Here is a 13,521-nt window from a genome sequence, read left to right as displayed (position 1 = left end):
GCGGCGGCCCGGCGCTCAGACGTACGCGAACCGGGACCGCGGTGTCGGTACCTCGTCGACACGTGGGTCCCAGCGATCTACGAAGCGCACCCCGGCCGGGATCTCGACGCAGTCCGTCGAGGTCCAGCCGCGGGTGAGGGTGGGGAAGTCCGGCACCTCCGGGTGGTAGTGCGGCTTCCCGGTGCCGAGCAGGTCGACGGCCATCGGTGCGCTCGCCGCCTGGTACCGGAAGTCCGCCGACAACCGCAGCCGCTTCGTCCGGTTCGGCATCGCGCCGTGCACCGTCAGGCTGCCGAACAGGAGTACGTCACCGGGCTCGTACGACGTGGTCCGCCACTCCGGATGGTTCTCGTCGGCCTCGGCCCGCATCATCCCCGGCCCGTCCGACGCCTTCACCGGCAGCACGCCGAGCCGCGGCGACCCGGCCAGCACCCGCAACCCGCCGATCTCGGGCGGCGCCGCACTCAACGGCAGCCAGGTGGTGAGCGTGTCCACACACCCCTGGATGAACCGGTAGTCCTGATGGATCGGCGTCGGATTCGCGCCCGGCGACGGGGGAGCGATCCGGCAGATGTGCGCCGGATGCGCGAACGTCTCCTCACCCAGCAGCCGCGCGGTCAACGACAACAGCTCCGGCCGCACCGCCAACCGGTGAAAAGCCTCGGTGCTCTGGATCGCCGTATAGGCCCCGAAGAACCCCGCCGACCCTTCCTCGACAGCCCGCCCCGACGCCACCAACTCCAACGGATCGGCATCCCGCGCCAACCAGTCACTGTCGTACAGAATCCGCGCGAGCTGCTCGTGCACCTCCCGCACCACATCGGCAGGCAACAGCCCCCTGAAGAACAGGTATCCGTCGCTCGCCAGCCGTTCCCGCAGTACGCCCGCATCCAGCACGTCGCCGGACGAATCCGTCAGTTCTTTCAATTGTCGTTTCCGATCTTGTCCATGGCGGCGGCGATGTCGGCGACGCCGAGCTTGTTCAGGTACAGGTCGTTGACGGTCTTGTTGATCTCGGGGGACTTCGCGGTCCAGCCTTCGGCGATCGGGAGGTTGACGGTGCTGCCGGCGGCCGATTCGAGGAAGGGCTGGACGTCGATGTTCTTCTTCTTCCAGAACGCCTGGTACCCGGCGCCGGCGTCGTTGAGCGCCGGGATGATGTAGCCGGCGTCGCCCATCAGCCGCTGGGCCTTCTCGGAGCCGAGGTAGGCGACCAGCTTGCCGGCCTCGTCGGGGTGCTTCGTCTTCGCGAACATCGCCTCGGCGAGCCCGTTGATCACCACGGTCCGGCCGGCCGGACCGGCCGGCATCGCCGCGACCCCGATCGGGAACTTCACCTCGGGCAGCGCGAACGGCAGCAAGGCATTGTTCGCCGGGAACATCGCGACCTCGCCGCGGTAGAACATCTCGGTCGCCTGGCCGGTCGGCGGGTTGGTCCGGGTGCCGTCCGGCGACACCTTCCACTTGAACACCAGATCGCCCGCGAACTGCAGCGCCTCGACCGACTTGTCCCCGGCGAAGTCGAAGCTGCCGTACGGCTTGTCCATCGCGTGCCCGCCGTTCGACGCGATCCAGTTCAGCCACTGGGTCTGGCTGTGGTTCCAGGAGCAGAAGCCCCACTGCTTGCCGACGGTCAGCTTGCGGGCGACCTCGAGGAAGCTGCCCGAGCCGTCCGGCGCCCAGGTCAGCTCGGCCGGCATTGTGACGCCGGCCTTCGCGAACAGATCCTTGTTGTAGAGCAGGCCGACGATGCCCATGTCCTTCGGCATCCCCAACTGCTTGTCCTCGAACTTGTACGACTGCACGACGTTCGGGTGGTACGAGTCGAGTTTCAGGCTGGCCTTCGAGATCAGGTCGTCGAGCGGCGTCAGGACACCCTTGCTCGCGAAGTCGGGGAAGTAGTCGACGGTCAGCCAGAACACGTCCGGTGCCTTCCCGCTGGCCAGCTCGGTGGTCAGCTTGGTCCAGTACTGGTCCCACGGCAGCACTTCCATCCGGACCGTGATGTCCGGGTTCTCCTTGGTGAACTCGGCGAAGACGGTCTTGTAGCCCACCTCCTGCTGCTCGTCCCACAGCCGGTAGACGAGCTCGACCTTGCCGCCGCCGGCGGCCTTGTCGTCGGACGAGCCGCAGCCGGCGAGCGCGAGCACACTGCCGGCGCCGATCAGAAATGTCCTCCTGGACAACGACATGAGAGTCTCCGACCTACTTGAGCCCGGTAACGGCGACCGAGCGGACGATGAAACGCTGGAAGACGACGAACAGCACCAGCAGCGGCGCAAGCGCGATCAGGCTGCCGGCCATCACGGCGTTGTAGTCGACGCCGATCTCCCCCTTGAACAAGGCGATCCCGACCGACAGCAGCCGCTTGTCCTCGCTGCTGGTGACGATCAGCGGCCACAGGAAGCTGTTCCAGTTCGCCACCACGGCGAGCGTGGTGACCGTGACCAGGATCGGTTTCGACAACGGCAGCACAATCGACACCAGCGTCCGGACCCGCCCGGCGCCGTCGATCCGGGCCGCGTCCTCGAGATCCGCGGGGATGCCGCGGAAGAACTGGCGGAGCAGGAAGATCGCGTACGGCGTGCCGAGCATCGTCGGCAGCATCAGGCCGGCCCAGGTGTCCACCAGTCCGAGCTTCTGCATCATCAGGTACAGCGGGATCATCGTGACCACCGGCGGCACCATCAGTGTCGACAGATACACCCAGAACAGGGCGTCCCGGCCCGGGAACGACAGCCGCGCGAACGCGTACGCCGCGAGGATCGCGAACACCACCTGGCCGAGCGTGATGCCGGCCGTGACGAGTGCGGTGTTGACGAGGTAGCCGCCGAAGCCGGAGCCGAACAGCCGGTCGAACGCCGCCGTACTCGGTGGCAGTCCGGGCTCCCACGGCATCGTCTCGGACAGTTGCCCGGGGCCTTTGAACGCGGTGAGCACGGTCAGGAAGTACGGGAAGATCGAGAACACGCACCCGATCACCAGCACGGCGTAGGTGAAGACGCGCAGTTTCATCCGGACACCTCATAGGTCGTACGGCGTTCGAAGTACGCGAACTGGCTGATCGTCGCGACCAGCACCACCGCGAACAACAGCACCGAGATCGTCGACGCGTACCCGAAGTCGAACTTGCGGAACGCCTCGTCGTAGATCAGGTATGTCGCGACCTCGGTGCTGTCGCCGGGACCGCCCTCGGTCATCACGAAGACCGTGTCGAAGGCCTGGAACGAGCCGATCACGTTGGTGATCAGCACGAACAGCATCGTCGGCCGCAGCAGCGGGAGCGTGATCGTGAAGAAGTGCGCGACCGGTGACGCGCCGTCCAGCGCCGACGCCTCGCGCAACGACCGCGGGATGTTCTGCAGCCCGGCCAGGAAGAACAGCATGTTGTACCCGGCGAACTGCCAGATGTGGACGGCGGCCACGCTCGGCATCGCGAGCACCGGCGACGACAGCCATGCCGGGCCGTCGATCCCGAACAGTCCGAGGAACTGGTTCAGCGCGCCGCGGCCGGGGTCGAAGATCCAGCTCCATACCAGGCCGAGAGCGACCGGTGTGGCCATCCACGGGATGACCAGGAGCGCCCGGAAGTACTTCATGCCGCGCAGCTTGCGGTCGACCAGGAGCGCCAGGAGCAGCGAGAGGATCGTCGTACCAGGGACGCAGATCAGCACGTAGTACAAGGTGACCAGCAGCGAGTGCCAGACGTCGGCGTCGGCGAAGAGCTTCTGGTAGTTGGCGAAGCCGATGAACTCCGGCGTCGACAGCAGCTTCCAGTCGAACAGGCTGACCACCAGCACGATGACGACCGGCGCGAGCAGGAACCCGAGTACGCCGACGAGGCTCGGCGCGAGCAGGGCGTACGCCGCGGCGGTCTGCCGGGCCTGGCCGATCCGCCGGGTACGGCGGGGTGCCGGCCTAAGCATCGGGATCCTTCAGCGGATGCGGGCGCGGCGAGCTCGGGACGAGCAGCTCACGGGTGCGGTCGATGCCCCACCGGTCGAGCGCGCCGATCGGGTCGCTGGACATCCGCAGGCCGGGGCCCTGCTCGATGTGCTGCGCCCACAGCTCGCGCTCCTGGACGTCGGGCCGGACGATCAGGCAGTCGGAGTCGTTCGCCCACCACCGGCCGTGCAGGAACTCGCGCGCCACCGAGGTGGACCGGGCCCCGCGCTGGCCGGGCTGGCTGATGTCGCCGGACGGCGGCTCGACCAACGGATCGGTGTCGGGGGAGATCCGCATGCAGTCGACGAGTCCGAGGCTCGGGAGGATCGGGGCGCCGCAGCCGTGCAGGATCCGGTTCGATCCGACAGCTTGGCGCAGCAGCCGCAGCCCGAGCCGGTACGCCGCGATGCCGCCGAGCGGCTCGTGCCGCGGTCCCTCGATCGCACCGGCGTACAGGAAGTCGAGCTTGAAGTGGTCGTACCCCTGGCGGCACAGCTCGGTGAACACGTCCTGGATGTGCCGCATGGCACCGGGGTGTGTCACGTCGAGGACCAGTTGCTCCTGGCCCCAGTTCGTGCCGGCGGAAATGCCCGGAACCAGCCATTCCGGGTGTTTCCGCGCCGTCTCGCTGCCACTCGCGACGAGGAAGGGCGCCACCCAGATGCCGGCCCGGCGGCCGCTCGAACGGATGTCGGCGGCGAGCCGCACGGTCGAGCCGAAGTCGTCGCGCGGTGTCAGCCAGTCGCCGATCGCGGCCTGATAGCCCTCGTCGAGCAGGACCAGGTCGACGCTCAGGTCGTGCTGGTCGAACTGGCGTACGTCGGTCATCACGTCGCGCTCGGTGACCTTGCCCCAGTACGCGTACCAACTGCACCACGACGGCCCGAACACGCGCACCGGCGGCGCACCGGCCGCGAACCCGTCGGCCCAGTCGGCGAGCGCCTGGTTGGGGTTGGTGGGCGTGCTGGTCGTGACGTCGACCTCGCCGTCGGCCGAGATCACGAGCGTGTCGCCGCGGACTTCGGCACGGACCGAGGGGACGGAATCCGGAGTCTGCGCGGCGACCACGACCGTCTCGCCGGCGGTCGCGACCGCGAGCAGGCCCTCGCCCTGGAAGCGGCCGGCCTCGACCCCCGGGCGGTACGCCATCACGTGATGGTTCGGCGCAGTCGGGCGGGGCGGGCGGCCGTCCAGCTGATACCAGCCGCTCGGGCTCCACGACTGCCACCCGTGCTCGAAGACCAGCGTGCCGGTGTCGTGGTCGAGCTCGGCGACGGGGCGGAAGGGCACGGGATCCTCGATTCGCTCGGGTGCAGGATCTTGCTGTGGTTCCGCTAATCTTGGAGCGCCGACGAGGGGATCCACCATGACGGAGCCTGCTGACTTCGAGCACGATCTTGCTACCCAGGTGCTCATCGAGCTGTACAGCGAGATCCCGCCGCCGAGCAAGCTGGTGACCGGCCACTTCCACAGCGGCGGCGACTACCGGGTCGTGCGGCCGGACGGTGTGGGCAGTTGGTACCTGCTCTACACGGCGTCCGGCACGGGCCGGTACCTGATCGGCCAGAACAAGCTGATGCTGCGGCACGGGGACGTCGTACTGGTCAGCCCGGGCACCCCGCACGACTACGGGACCGTCGGCACCTACTCGGAGTCCTGGTGGGCGCATTTCCAGCCGCGCCGCGCATGGCACTCGTGGTTGTCGTTGCCCCAGGCAATGCCGGGATTGTCGTACGTACGGCTGACCCGGTCGTCGGAGACCGATCGCGTGGTGTCGGCGTTCGACCGCCTGCATCGCGACGCGCAGCGGGCCGGCCTGTCCCCGACCGGCGACACCGAGCTGCACCTGCTGGAGAAGAGCGTCGCGACCGAGCTGACGATGAACGGTATCGAGGAAGTGCTGCTGACCGCCGTCGCCAGCCTGCGCCGGGAGACGCAGCACCTGGACGCGCGCGTACACCTGGTGCTCGAGGCCATCACCGCGGACCCGGCCCGCCCGCACACCCTGACCTCACTGGCCGGGCTGGCGCAGGTGTCGGTGTCCCGCCTCGCGCATCTGTTCAAGGAGCAGGTCGGCGACTCGATCATGAACGTCGTGCTTGCCCTCCGGCTGCAGCGCGCCGCCGAGCTGCTCGGCGCCACCGACATGTCCGTCGCGCAGATCGCGGCCGCGGTCGGGTTCGACTCACCGCATTACCTGAGCCGGCAGTTCGGCCGCCGGTACGGGATGTCCCCGACGGCCCATCGCAACGCGGTCAGGAAGCCGGAGCTAGAGCTATATTGAGCTCGGTCGCCGCCGCGTAGTCCGCACCGCCGGCCAGTCCGACGAGCCGCACGTAGCGTGCCGTCGTCCCAGCTGGGAAGCGGGCGATCTTCGCGTCGACCGTGCCGTCCCACGACCCCTGCACCGCCGAGGTGAACGTGACGCCGTCGGTGCTCGTCTGGACGTCGTACGACGAGATGCGGCCGTTCGGTACGTCGGCGTCCTGGCGTGGCGTGTAGACGAGCGCCTCGATCGCCCGGGGTGTCTTGAGGTCGAGGGTGATGTACTGCGGGAGCGGGGCGTGCGGGCTCCAGTTCGAGTGCCACATCGTCGTACAGCTGCCGTCGATCGCGGCCGATGCGCTGTACGCGGCCGAGCCCTGGCTCGTGGCGGTGGCTGTCATCGCGCTCTGCGGCAGCAGCGTCAGCGGACCGAACGGGCCGTCGGCCGGCGGCGGCGTACCGGGGATCGCGGTCACCCGGCCCAGACTGGGTGCCTTGAGCAACGGGTGGGTGCGCAGGTAGGTGAGGAACACTTCCTGGCCCATCCGCGGCGCTCTGGTGAGATCCGTGTACTGCTGGAAGCCCGGATAGCCGTACTGCGTGCCGTGCAACGGCATCGCGGCGCTCGTCGTCACGCGATACGTCGTGCCGAGTTGCAGCGGTTTGCCGTCGATCAGCACCTTGGCGGGATCGACCCTGTCGCCGACCGGCCGGCCGAGATCGTAGGTGTAGCGGAAGTTCGCCGAGGTCGCGAGCGATGACAGCCGGCTGCAGCCGTACGCCGGTGGGATCCACTGCTGTTCCAGGACGGCCTCGACCGTGGAGCCCTTCATCGACAACGTGGTGATCGGCGAGATCCCGGCGACCGGCCACGCCTCGCCGTACGTCACCGTCCCGGCTTGCAACCCGGCGGCGATCACGTCGACGCCCAGGTCGGCCGGTACCAGCGCGAAGTCGCCGTCCGCCTCCGACTTGTACAGGTCCGCGACCAGGTTGCCCGTCCGGCTCTCGGCGGTGCGTGCGAAGTCGAGGTCGCGGTCGAGTTTCGTGAGCGGCTCCTGCTGACGCGCCGCCCACTTGTCCGTCCAGTACTTCACGATCTTCTGAACCCCGGCGTCCGGTGTGATGTCCTTGGTGACCGCGTGGTTGGTGGCGGTGGTCGCGTCCCGGATGACCTCGCCGGTGGACGGGTCGAGCGAGAGGTTCACCTCGCCGAGCACCCGCCCGTGGTTGCTCGCCTCCAGGACCGGACGCGGTACGCCGTTCGGGTCCGGAATCATGCACTTGAACGCCGTGTGCCAATGGCCGCCGAGGATCACGTCGATGTCCGGCGACATCGTCCGGGCGGCGTCGAAGATCGGTCCGGTCGGGTTCTTGCACTCGTCGTACAGGCCGCCCTGCTGCCCGCCTTCGTGCATGCTGACGACGATCGCGTTCACGCCCTGGGCCTTCAGCTCGGCCGCGGCCCGGTTCGCGGCCTCGACGACGCCCTGGAACTCGAATCCGGAGCCTTCGATCGACAGCGTCTCGGTCGGCGTGCCCGGAAAGCCCAGCCCGATGAACCCGATCCGCTGCGATCCCGCCCGGGCGATCCAGTACGGCGGGAGCACCGGCCGCTCGGTCCGCGGGTCGACGATGTTCGCGGCGTGGTACGCGTAGTCGGTGCCGTGGAAGTTGCGGCCGGTGGAGTCCTTGAAGCAACTGTCGAAACCTGGCTTGCCGTAGCAGGCCCCGGTGGTCATCCGCCGCAGGAACGGGAACTCGCGGTCGAACTCGTGGTTGCCGGCCGCGTCGAAGTCCATCCCGAGGGCGTTCAGCACCTCGATGGTCGGCTCGTTCGCGAACGCCTGCGTGTAGTCAGGCCAGCCGCTGAACTGATCGCCCGAGCCGATCAGAAAGCTGTTCGGCTTCCGGAGCCGGTCCAGGTGCGCCTTCAAGTACCCGGCACCGCCGACCTGCTGGGTGCCCGACGGGCCGGCGATGGTCAGGTTCTCGGTCTCGGACAGATAGCCGTGCAGGTCCGTCAGGCTGAAGACCTGCACGGGAATCGGCGCGGACGTCTCGGCCGGCAGCGTGGTCGACCCGACCACCAGGCCGAGAAGGGCAAGAACTGAGCTGATCCGGGACATCGACTGCTCCTGTCGATCGGGGCGGAACCTCGCTGCAAGTTACTGTCCACCGCCCGGCGCGGAACATGGCCCCGAATGCTGACTTCCTGCACGATCCGGCTGTCGATCAGAGATAGGTGATCTGTCCCGGCGGCCCGGACTGCCAGTGCGCCGGCAGGAACATCCGGGACTGGCTCCGGCAGGGCCCTTGGCAGACCGGGCAGCCGCCGGCGCTGCAGGTGAAGACCGCCCAGACGCCGTACGGCTCCGGCAGTTCGCGGTACTTCTCGGCCATCCGTCCCTTGCAGTGCAGGCACCGCGGGGCGTCCTGCACGACCCGCGCCGGAGGTGCGAGGTCGGGCCCGCCGAAGAGGTGGCGGACGCCGCGCGTGATGGCGCGCAGGACGCGCACCGGCAGCGGCCCGACGACCAACCGGATCGGCGGTCCGACCGGCCGGTCCGCGGCCTGCCGCACCACGGCGCGGCCGTGATAGGCGGCTGGATAGCGGCGAGGCCGGCGTGGGCTGGTGGATGGTTCGGGTGGGCGTGGCTGGATCGCTCCCATGTGAATTCCCCCTGCATCCGAGCGCTGAAACTGGTCTAGCTCTCACGGTCCGGCGAAGGCGGTACGTCGTGCGGGCGCGCGCAGATCTCCGTACAAGGCCGTACAGATCGGCGTACAGCGCCGGCGGTCACCGTCGTGTAGCGTCGTGACTACTCGCTGTGGGAGTTGGGGCTTTGAGGGGGGCACCATGGACGAGCCAATGGTCGAGCCGCGGACAGCTTCACCGGATCATGTCCAGACCCGGACGCAGTTCGCCGACGAGCTGACCGTGTTACGAACCCGGGCGGGCCTGACCGTCCGGAACATCTCCACCATGGTCGGTGGCGCCCAGCCGCACAGCACGATCGGCGAGTGGTTCGCCGGCCGCAGCGTGCCGTCGGACGCGTCGAAGGCCTTGTTCGTGGAGGTTCTGCGGATCTGCGGGGTCACCGACGAGGACGAGATCGAGCGCTGGCTTGAAGCGCGCCGACGGGTGCGGCAGCTGCCCGGGCCGAAGGGCGGAAGCCCGCCGTACCGCGGGTTGCGCAGCTTCCAGCCGGCCGATGCCGAGTGGTTCTTCGGTCGCGAGGCACTGACCGAGCAGATCGTCGACCAGGTCATCTCGCGGCACGCCGCGGGCGGCGGCATGCAAACGATTGTCGGTGCGTCGGGCTCGGGAAAGTCCTCGCTGGTGCGGGCGGGCGTGATCCCGGCGCTGACCGACCGGGCCGCCCCCGGCCGGCCCGCGTGGCCCGTCGTCTTGATGGCGCCGGGCGCGGAACCCCTGCGCCAGTTGGCGTCCAGGCTGACCGCCGGTACGCGGGTCGGGTCCGAGGTGTTCGCCGAGCAGTTGTCGAGTGATCCCGCCGCGGTCGTCGAGCAGGCGGCGGCGTACGTGCAGGCGGCGCGTACCAATGCGCCCGAAGGGGCCGCTGTGCCCGCGCTCGATCGCTTGATCATCGTCGTCGACCAGTTCGAGGAACTGTTCACGATGTGTCCGGACGAGAAGGAACGCGGTGCCTTCGTCGCGGCGTTGGACGCTGTCACGCGGGCGCCTGTGCCACGGGAGTCGACGGAGCTGCGATCGGGGGTGGCCACCGTCGTCGTCCTGGCTTTGCGGGCTGACTTCTACCCGCAGGCATTGCAGTACCCCGAGATCGCGGCCGCCTTGCAGGGCGCGCAGTTCGTGGTCGGTCCGCTGACCGAGGACGAACTGCGCCGGGCGATCGTCGAGCCGGCCGCCAAGGCCGCCGTGCAACTCGACGACGGGCTTGTCGAGTTGCTGATCCGGGACGCGTCACCCGCGCTGGCGCCGGCCGACGCCGCGCCCTCGACGGCCGGATCGCTGCCGTTGCTCTCGCACGCGCTGCTCGCGACCTGGCAGCGGGCCGAGCGGGGGCGCATGACCACCCACGGGTACCTGCTGACCGGCAGCATCAAGGGCGCGGTCGCAGCGACCGCCGAGGCCGTCTACAACGACTTGAACCCGGCGCAACAGACGCTCGCCCGGCGGCTGTTCCTCCGGCTGGTGAATCTCGGCGACGACTTCGCGATCAGCCGGCGCAAGGTCATGCGCAGCGAGCTCGAAGGCCGCGGCGCCGATCTCGGCGAAGTGGTCGAGCACTTCGTCGGAGCCCGGCTGCTGACCACGGACGCGGACAGTGTCGAGATCAGCCACGAGGCGCTCATCACCGCGTGGCCACGGCTGCGACGATGGATCGACAACGACCGCGAAGGACTGCGGCGGCATCGGCAGCTCGCGGACGCCGCCCGGCAGTGGCGTGAGCTGCAGCGGGATCCCGGCTCGCTCTACCGGGGCGGCAACCTGCAGGGTGTCCGCGACTGGACGATGGCCGACCGCGACCTGAACACGCTCGAGACCGAGTTTCTCGATGCCAGCCTGCGGGCGGAGGAGGCCGAGCACGCGGCCGCCCGGCGCGGGACCCGCAGGCTGCAGAAGTTCGTCGCGGCACTGACCGCCTTGTCGTTGGTGGCCGTCGGGCTGACCGTCTATGCGTTCTGGAAACGCCGGCTGGCCGACCGCGAACGCGACTTGGCGATGTCCCGCCAGGTGGCGATCACCGCCGACAGGTTGCGGACGACCGACCCGGGACTGGCGGCACAGTTGTCGCTCGCGGCGTACCGGATCGCCCCGACGGTCGAGGCCCGGTCGAGTCTGCTCGACGCGACCGGTTCGCCTTCGGTGACACGGATCGTGCGTCCGTCCAAGGGAGCACAGAGCGTCGTACTCAGCCCGGACGGCCGCATCCTGTACGCCGCCGGTACCGGACCCAGCGACACCGCGATCCTGATCTGGGACATCGGCGACCGGCGCCGTCCACGCAGTATCGGCGGACCGTTGACCGGGCACACGCTGCCGGTGTTCGGGCTGGCCGTCAGCCCGGACGGTCGCCTGCTCGCGACCGGTGGTCGGGACAAGACGATTCGGCTGTGGGACGTCACGGAGCCCGAACACCCGATGTCCCTGGGGGTTCTGCCCGGTGGTCCGAACGGCACGGTCTACTCGCTGGCGTTCTCTCCGGACGGCAGGACGCTCGTGGCGGGGAGCTCGGACAAATCGGTGCGTCTGTGGGCTGTCGACGATCCACGCCGGCCCGTGCCGCTCACGGCGATTCCGGCGCTGAGCGGATTCGTGCAGACGGTGACCTTCAGCGCATCCGGCAAGGTTCTCGCGGCCGGTGACGCGACCGGTGCGTTGTACCTGTGGGATGTCGCGGATCGTCGTACGCCGCGGCTGCTGAGCCGGACACAGGCGGGATCCACCCAGATCAACGTCGTACGGTTCGTTCCGCGGCACGACGAGGTGCTGGTCGGCGGATCGAAAGGTCTGTTCCAGCGGTGGAACGTGGCCACGCCGGGGGCGCCGGCCAAGATGCCGGTGCAGATCCAGGTACCGGAGAACTGGGTGAACGCAGTCGATCTCACCGCGGACGGCCGGCTGATGGCGCTGGGCAGCTCGGACAACGTCGCCCAGGTCTGGGACCTGGCGAGCGGCCGGCTGGTCGCCTCGCTGCCACATCCGGAGCCGGTGTCGTCGGTGGGGTTCGCCGACGGCGACCGGACTCTGGTGACGGCGGGCTCCGACGGCGTGGCGCGGCTGTGGACGATCCCCGGGCCGGTGATCACCGGCCCGACCGCGGCGGTTGCCTCGGCCGCGTTCACTCCGGACGGACGGTCGCTGGTGACGTTCGGCGGCGGAGCCTTTCTGCTGAACGTCTCCCGCCCGCGAGCTCCTGCCGCGCTGGCGCCACCGCTACTGTCGCCGCTTGCCGACCAGCCGATCAGCGGCGCCGGTGCGCTGAGCGCGGACGGCAAGACCGCGGCCGGCGGTACGACGGTGAACTCGGTCGTTCTGTGGGATGTCGGAGATCCAGCCCGGCCGAAGGTGTTGCCGCCACCACTCACAGGGCCGGCTGCGGTGGTCGAATCGCTCGCGTTCAGCCCGGACCGCCGTACCTTGGCGGCCGGCTCGGACGACGGCAAGGTCTACCTGTGGGACGTCCACGATCCACAGCACGTCACGCCGCTGCCGACCGCTCCTGGTCCGGACAGCAACTACGTCTATATGGTTGCCATCAGCCCCGACAGCCGAACACTGGCCGGGGTCACGGCTGACGGCATGATCCGCTTGTGGGACATGAGCGACCCGCGCCGGTTGCGAGCCTTTCCCTCGGTGAAGGGCTCCGCCGACCTGCTGTTCTCGGCTGCCTTCAGCCGCGACGGCAAGATCCTCGCGACCGGCAGCGCGGACGGGACGGTGCAGCTGTGGGACGCCTCGGACCCGGCGCGGTTGTCTCCGGTCGGCGACGTTCTCAGAGGACCGGACGGCACCGTGACCAGCGTCGCGTTCGGCCCCGACGGGCACACGCTCGCCGCGAGTACCCGGAACGGGCAGGTCTGGTTCTGGGACATCGGCCGGCCGAAGGTGCCGGCCACGGTCGCGATCCTGTCCGCATCCCAGGCCGCGGTGTGGGCTGTCGGGTTCAGCCCGGACGGCCACACCGTCGTTACCGGCGGGTCGGACCGGACAGTCCGGTTGTGGGAGACGGAGCCGGGCCGGGCCGTCGACCTGATCTGTGCGGCCGGTGGGGATTCGGTGTCGAGCGACGAGTGGGCGAAGTACCTGCCCGGTGTGCCGTACGAACCGGTGTGCTGACGCTTTTCTCCAAGCGCATGCGGGTCGGGAACCGTACGGTCGAGGGGAGAAAGGAGTTCATGATGACTGGGTATCTGGCCGTGGCCGAGATCGATATCGACGCGCCGGCGGCGCGGGTGTGGGACGTGCTGACGAGTCCCGACGAGCTGAAGAAGCTGTGGTTCGGCGCCGAGGTGGAGACGGACTGGGAGGTGGGCAGCCCGATCACCTGGAGCGGCGACTGGGAGGGCAAGCCCTATCAGGACAAGGGGGAGATCCTCGAGGTGCAGCCCGAACGCCTGCTGAAGCTCACCCACTTCAGTCCGCTCACCGGGCAGGACGACGTCCCCGAGAACTACCACACCCTCACCTACACCCTGACCGGCAACACCCACCTGAAACTCGAGCAGGACAACAACGCGACCGAGGAGGAGGCCGACCACTCCCAGGACATGTGGGAGATGCTGGTGGCCAAGGTCAAGGAGGCCGCCGAGACTCAGTAA

At 69.0% G+C, this 13,521-nt stretch carries 10 protein-coding genes; 3 read left to right on the top strand and 7 right to left on the bottom strand.

The window, feature by feature from the left end; translation table 11 throughout:
- Window positions 1-15 precede the first annotated feature (15 nt).
- From ABZX12_RS40235 to ABZX12_RS40215, 5 genes are read right to left on the bottom strand one after another with little or no spacing between them, the layout of a single operon-like run.
- Window positions 16-927 carry a phytanoyl-CoA dioxygenase family protein gene (locus ABZX12_RS40235; RefSeq protein ID WP_355700741.1) on the bottom strand — a complete coding sequence of 304 codons (912 nt, stop codon included), beginning with the start codon at window positions 925-927 and terminating at the stop codon, window positions 16-18.
- A complete protein-coding gene (locus ABZX12_RS40230; RefSeq protein WP_355700740.1) occupies window positions 924-2,192 on the bottom strand; it encodes a sugar ABC transporter substrate-binding protein in 1,269 nt (422 codons plus the stop codon). The genes ABZX12_RS40235 and ABZX12_RS40230 overlap by 4 nt, the downstream gene beginning before the upstream one ends.
- A 13-nt stretch (window positions 2,193-2,205) precedes the next feature.
- Window positions 2,206-3,015, bottom strand: coding sequence for a carbohydrate ABC transporter permease (locus tag ABZX12_RS40225; protein WP_355700739.1), 810 nt, complete (start codon window positions 3,013-3,015; stop codon window positions 2,206-2,208).
- Entirely contained in the window at window positions 3,012-3,926 is a 915-nt protein-coding gene (locus ABZX12_RS40220; RefSeq protein ID WP_355700738.1) for a sugar ABC transporter permease, read from the bottom strand. Before ABZX12_RS40220 ends, ABZX12_RS40225 begins: the two co-directional genes overlap by 4 nt.
- Window positions 3,919-5,235 carry a glycoside hydrolase family 36 protein gene (locus ABZX12_RS40215; protein ID WP_355700737.1) on the bottom strand — a complete coding sequence of 439 codons (1,317 nt, stop codon included), beginning with the start codon at window positions 5,233-5,235 and terminating at the stop codon, window positions 3,919-3,921. The genes ABZX12_RS40220 and ABZX12_RS40215 overlap by 8 nt, the downstream gene beginning before the upstream one ends.
- 76 nt (window positions 5,236-5,311) lie before the next feature.
- Here ABZX12_RS40215 and ABZX12_RS40210 point away from each other — a divergent pair, with 76 nt between their 5' ends.
- Window positions 5,312-6,229, top strand: coding sequence for a helix-turn-helix domain-containing protein (locus ABZX12_RS40210; protein ID WP_355700736.1), 918 nt, complete (start codon window positions 5,312-5,314; stop codon window positions 6,227-6,229).
- On the opposite strand, the gene ABZX12_RS40205 is transcribed toward ABZX12_RS40210, so the two are convergent.
- Window positions 6,201-8,339, bottom strand: a complete 2,139-nt coding sequence (locus tag ABZX12_RS40205) for a discoidin domain-containing protein (RefSeq protein WP_355700735.1) — start codon at window positions 8,337-8,339, stop codon at window positions 6,201-6,203. The genes ABZX12_RS40210 and ABZX12_RS40205 overlap by 29 nt on opposite strands.
- 106 nt (window positions 8,340-8,445) lie before the next feature.
- Window positions 8,446-8,883: a hypothetical protein gene (locus ABZX12_RS40200; protein WP_355700734.1), complete on the bottom strand. Its 438-nt coding sequence runs from the start codon at window positions 8,881-8,883 to the stop codon at window positions 8,446-8,448.
- 187 nt (window positions 8,884-9,070) lie between these two features.
- On the opposite strand from ABZX12_RS40200, the gene ABZX12_RS40195 reads away from it, so the two are divergent.
- Together ABZX12_RS40195 and ABZX12_RS40190 are read left to right on the top strand one after the other, a co-directional pair.
- Complete coding sequence (locus ABZX12_RS40195; protein ID WP_355700733.1) at window positions 9,071-13,039, top strand: WD40 repeat domain-containing protein; 3,969 nt, start codon at window positions 9,071-9,073, stop codon at window positions 13,037-13,039.
- Between the two features lie 62 nt (window positions 13,040-13,101).
- Window positions 13,102-13,521 carry an SRPBCC family protein gene (locus ABZX12_RS40190; RefSeq protein WP_355700732.1) on the top strand — a complete coding sequence of 140 codons (420 nt, stop codon included), beginning with the start codon at window positions 13,102-13,104 and terminating at the stop codon, window positions 13,519-13,521.

The sequence above is a fragment of the Kribbella sp. NPDC003505 genome, assembly GCF_040610875.1.
In the GTDB taxonomy this organism is placed as follows: domain Bacteria; phylum Actinomycetota; class Actinomycetes; order Propionibacteriales; family Kribbellaceae; genus Kribbella.
This window is presented reverse-complemented; position numbering and strand designations above follow the sequence as displayed.

Coding starts and splice junctions, on each gene's coding strand:
- ABZX12_RS40230 (WP_355700740.1), bottom strand. CDS start 2,192: ATGTCGTTGTCCAGGAGGACATTTCTGATCGGCGCCGGCAGTGTGCTC.
- ABZX12_RS40225 (WP_355700739.1), bottom strand. CDS start 3,015: ATGAAACTGCGCGTCTTCACCTACGCCGTGCTGGTGATCGGGTGCGTG.
- ABZX12_RS40220 (WP_355700738.1), bottom strand. CDS start 3,926: ATGCTTAGGCCGGCACCCCGCCGTACCCGGCGGATCGGCCAGGCCCGG.
- ABZX12_RS40210 (WP_355700736.1), top strand. CDS start 5,312: ATGACGGAGCCTGCTGACTTCGAGCACGATCTTGCTACCCAGGTGCTC.
- ABZX12_RS40205 (WP_355700735.1), bottom strand. CDS start 8,339: ATGTCCCGGATCAGCTCAGTTCTTGCCCTTCTCGGCCTGGTGGTCGGG.
- ABZX12_RS40200 (WP_355700734.1), bottom strand. CDS start 8,883: ATGGGAGCGATCCAGCCACGCCCACCCGAACCATCCACCAGCCCACGC.
- ABZX12_RS40195 (WP_355700733.1), top strand. CDS start 9,071: ATGGACGAGCCAATGGTCGAGCCGCGGACAGCTTCACCGGATCATGTC.
- ABZX12_RS40190 (WP_355700732.1), top strand. CDS start 13,102: ATGACTGGGTATCTGGCCGTGGCCGAGATCGATATCGACGCGCCGGCG.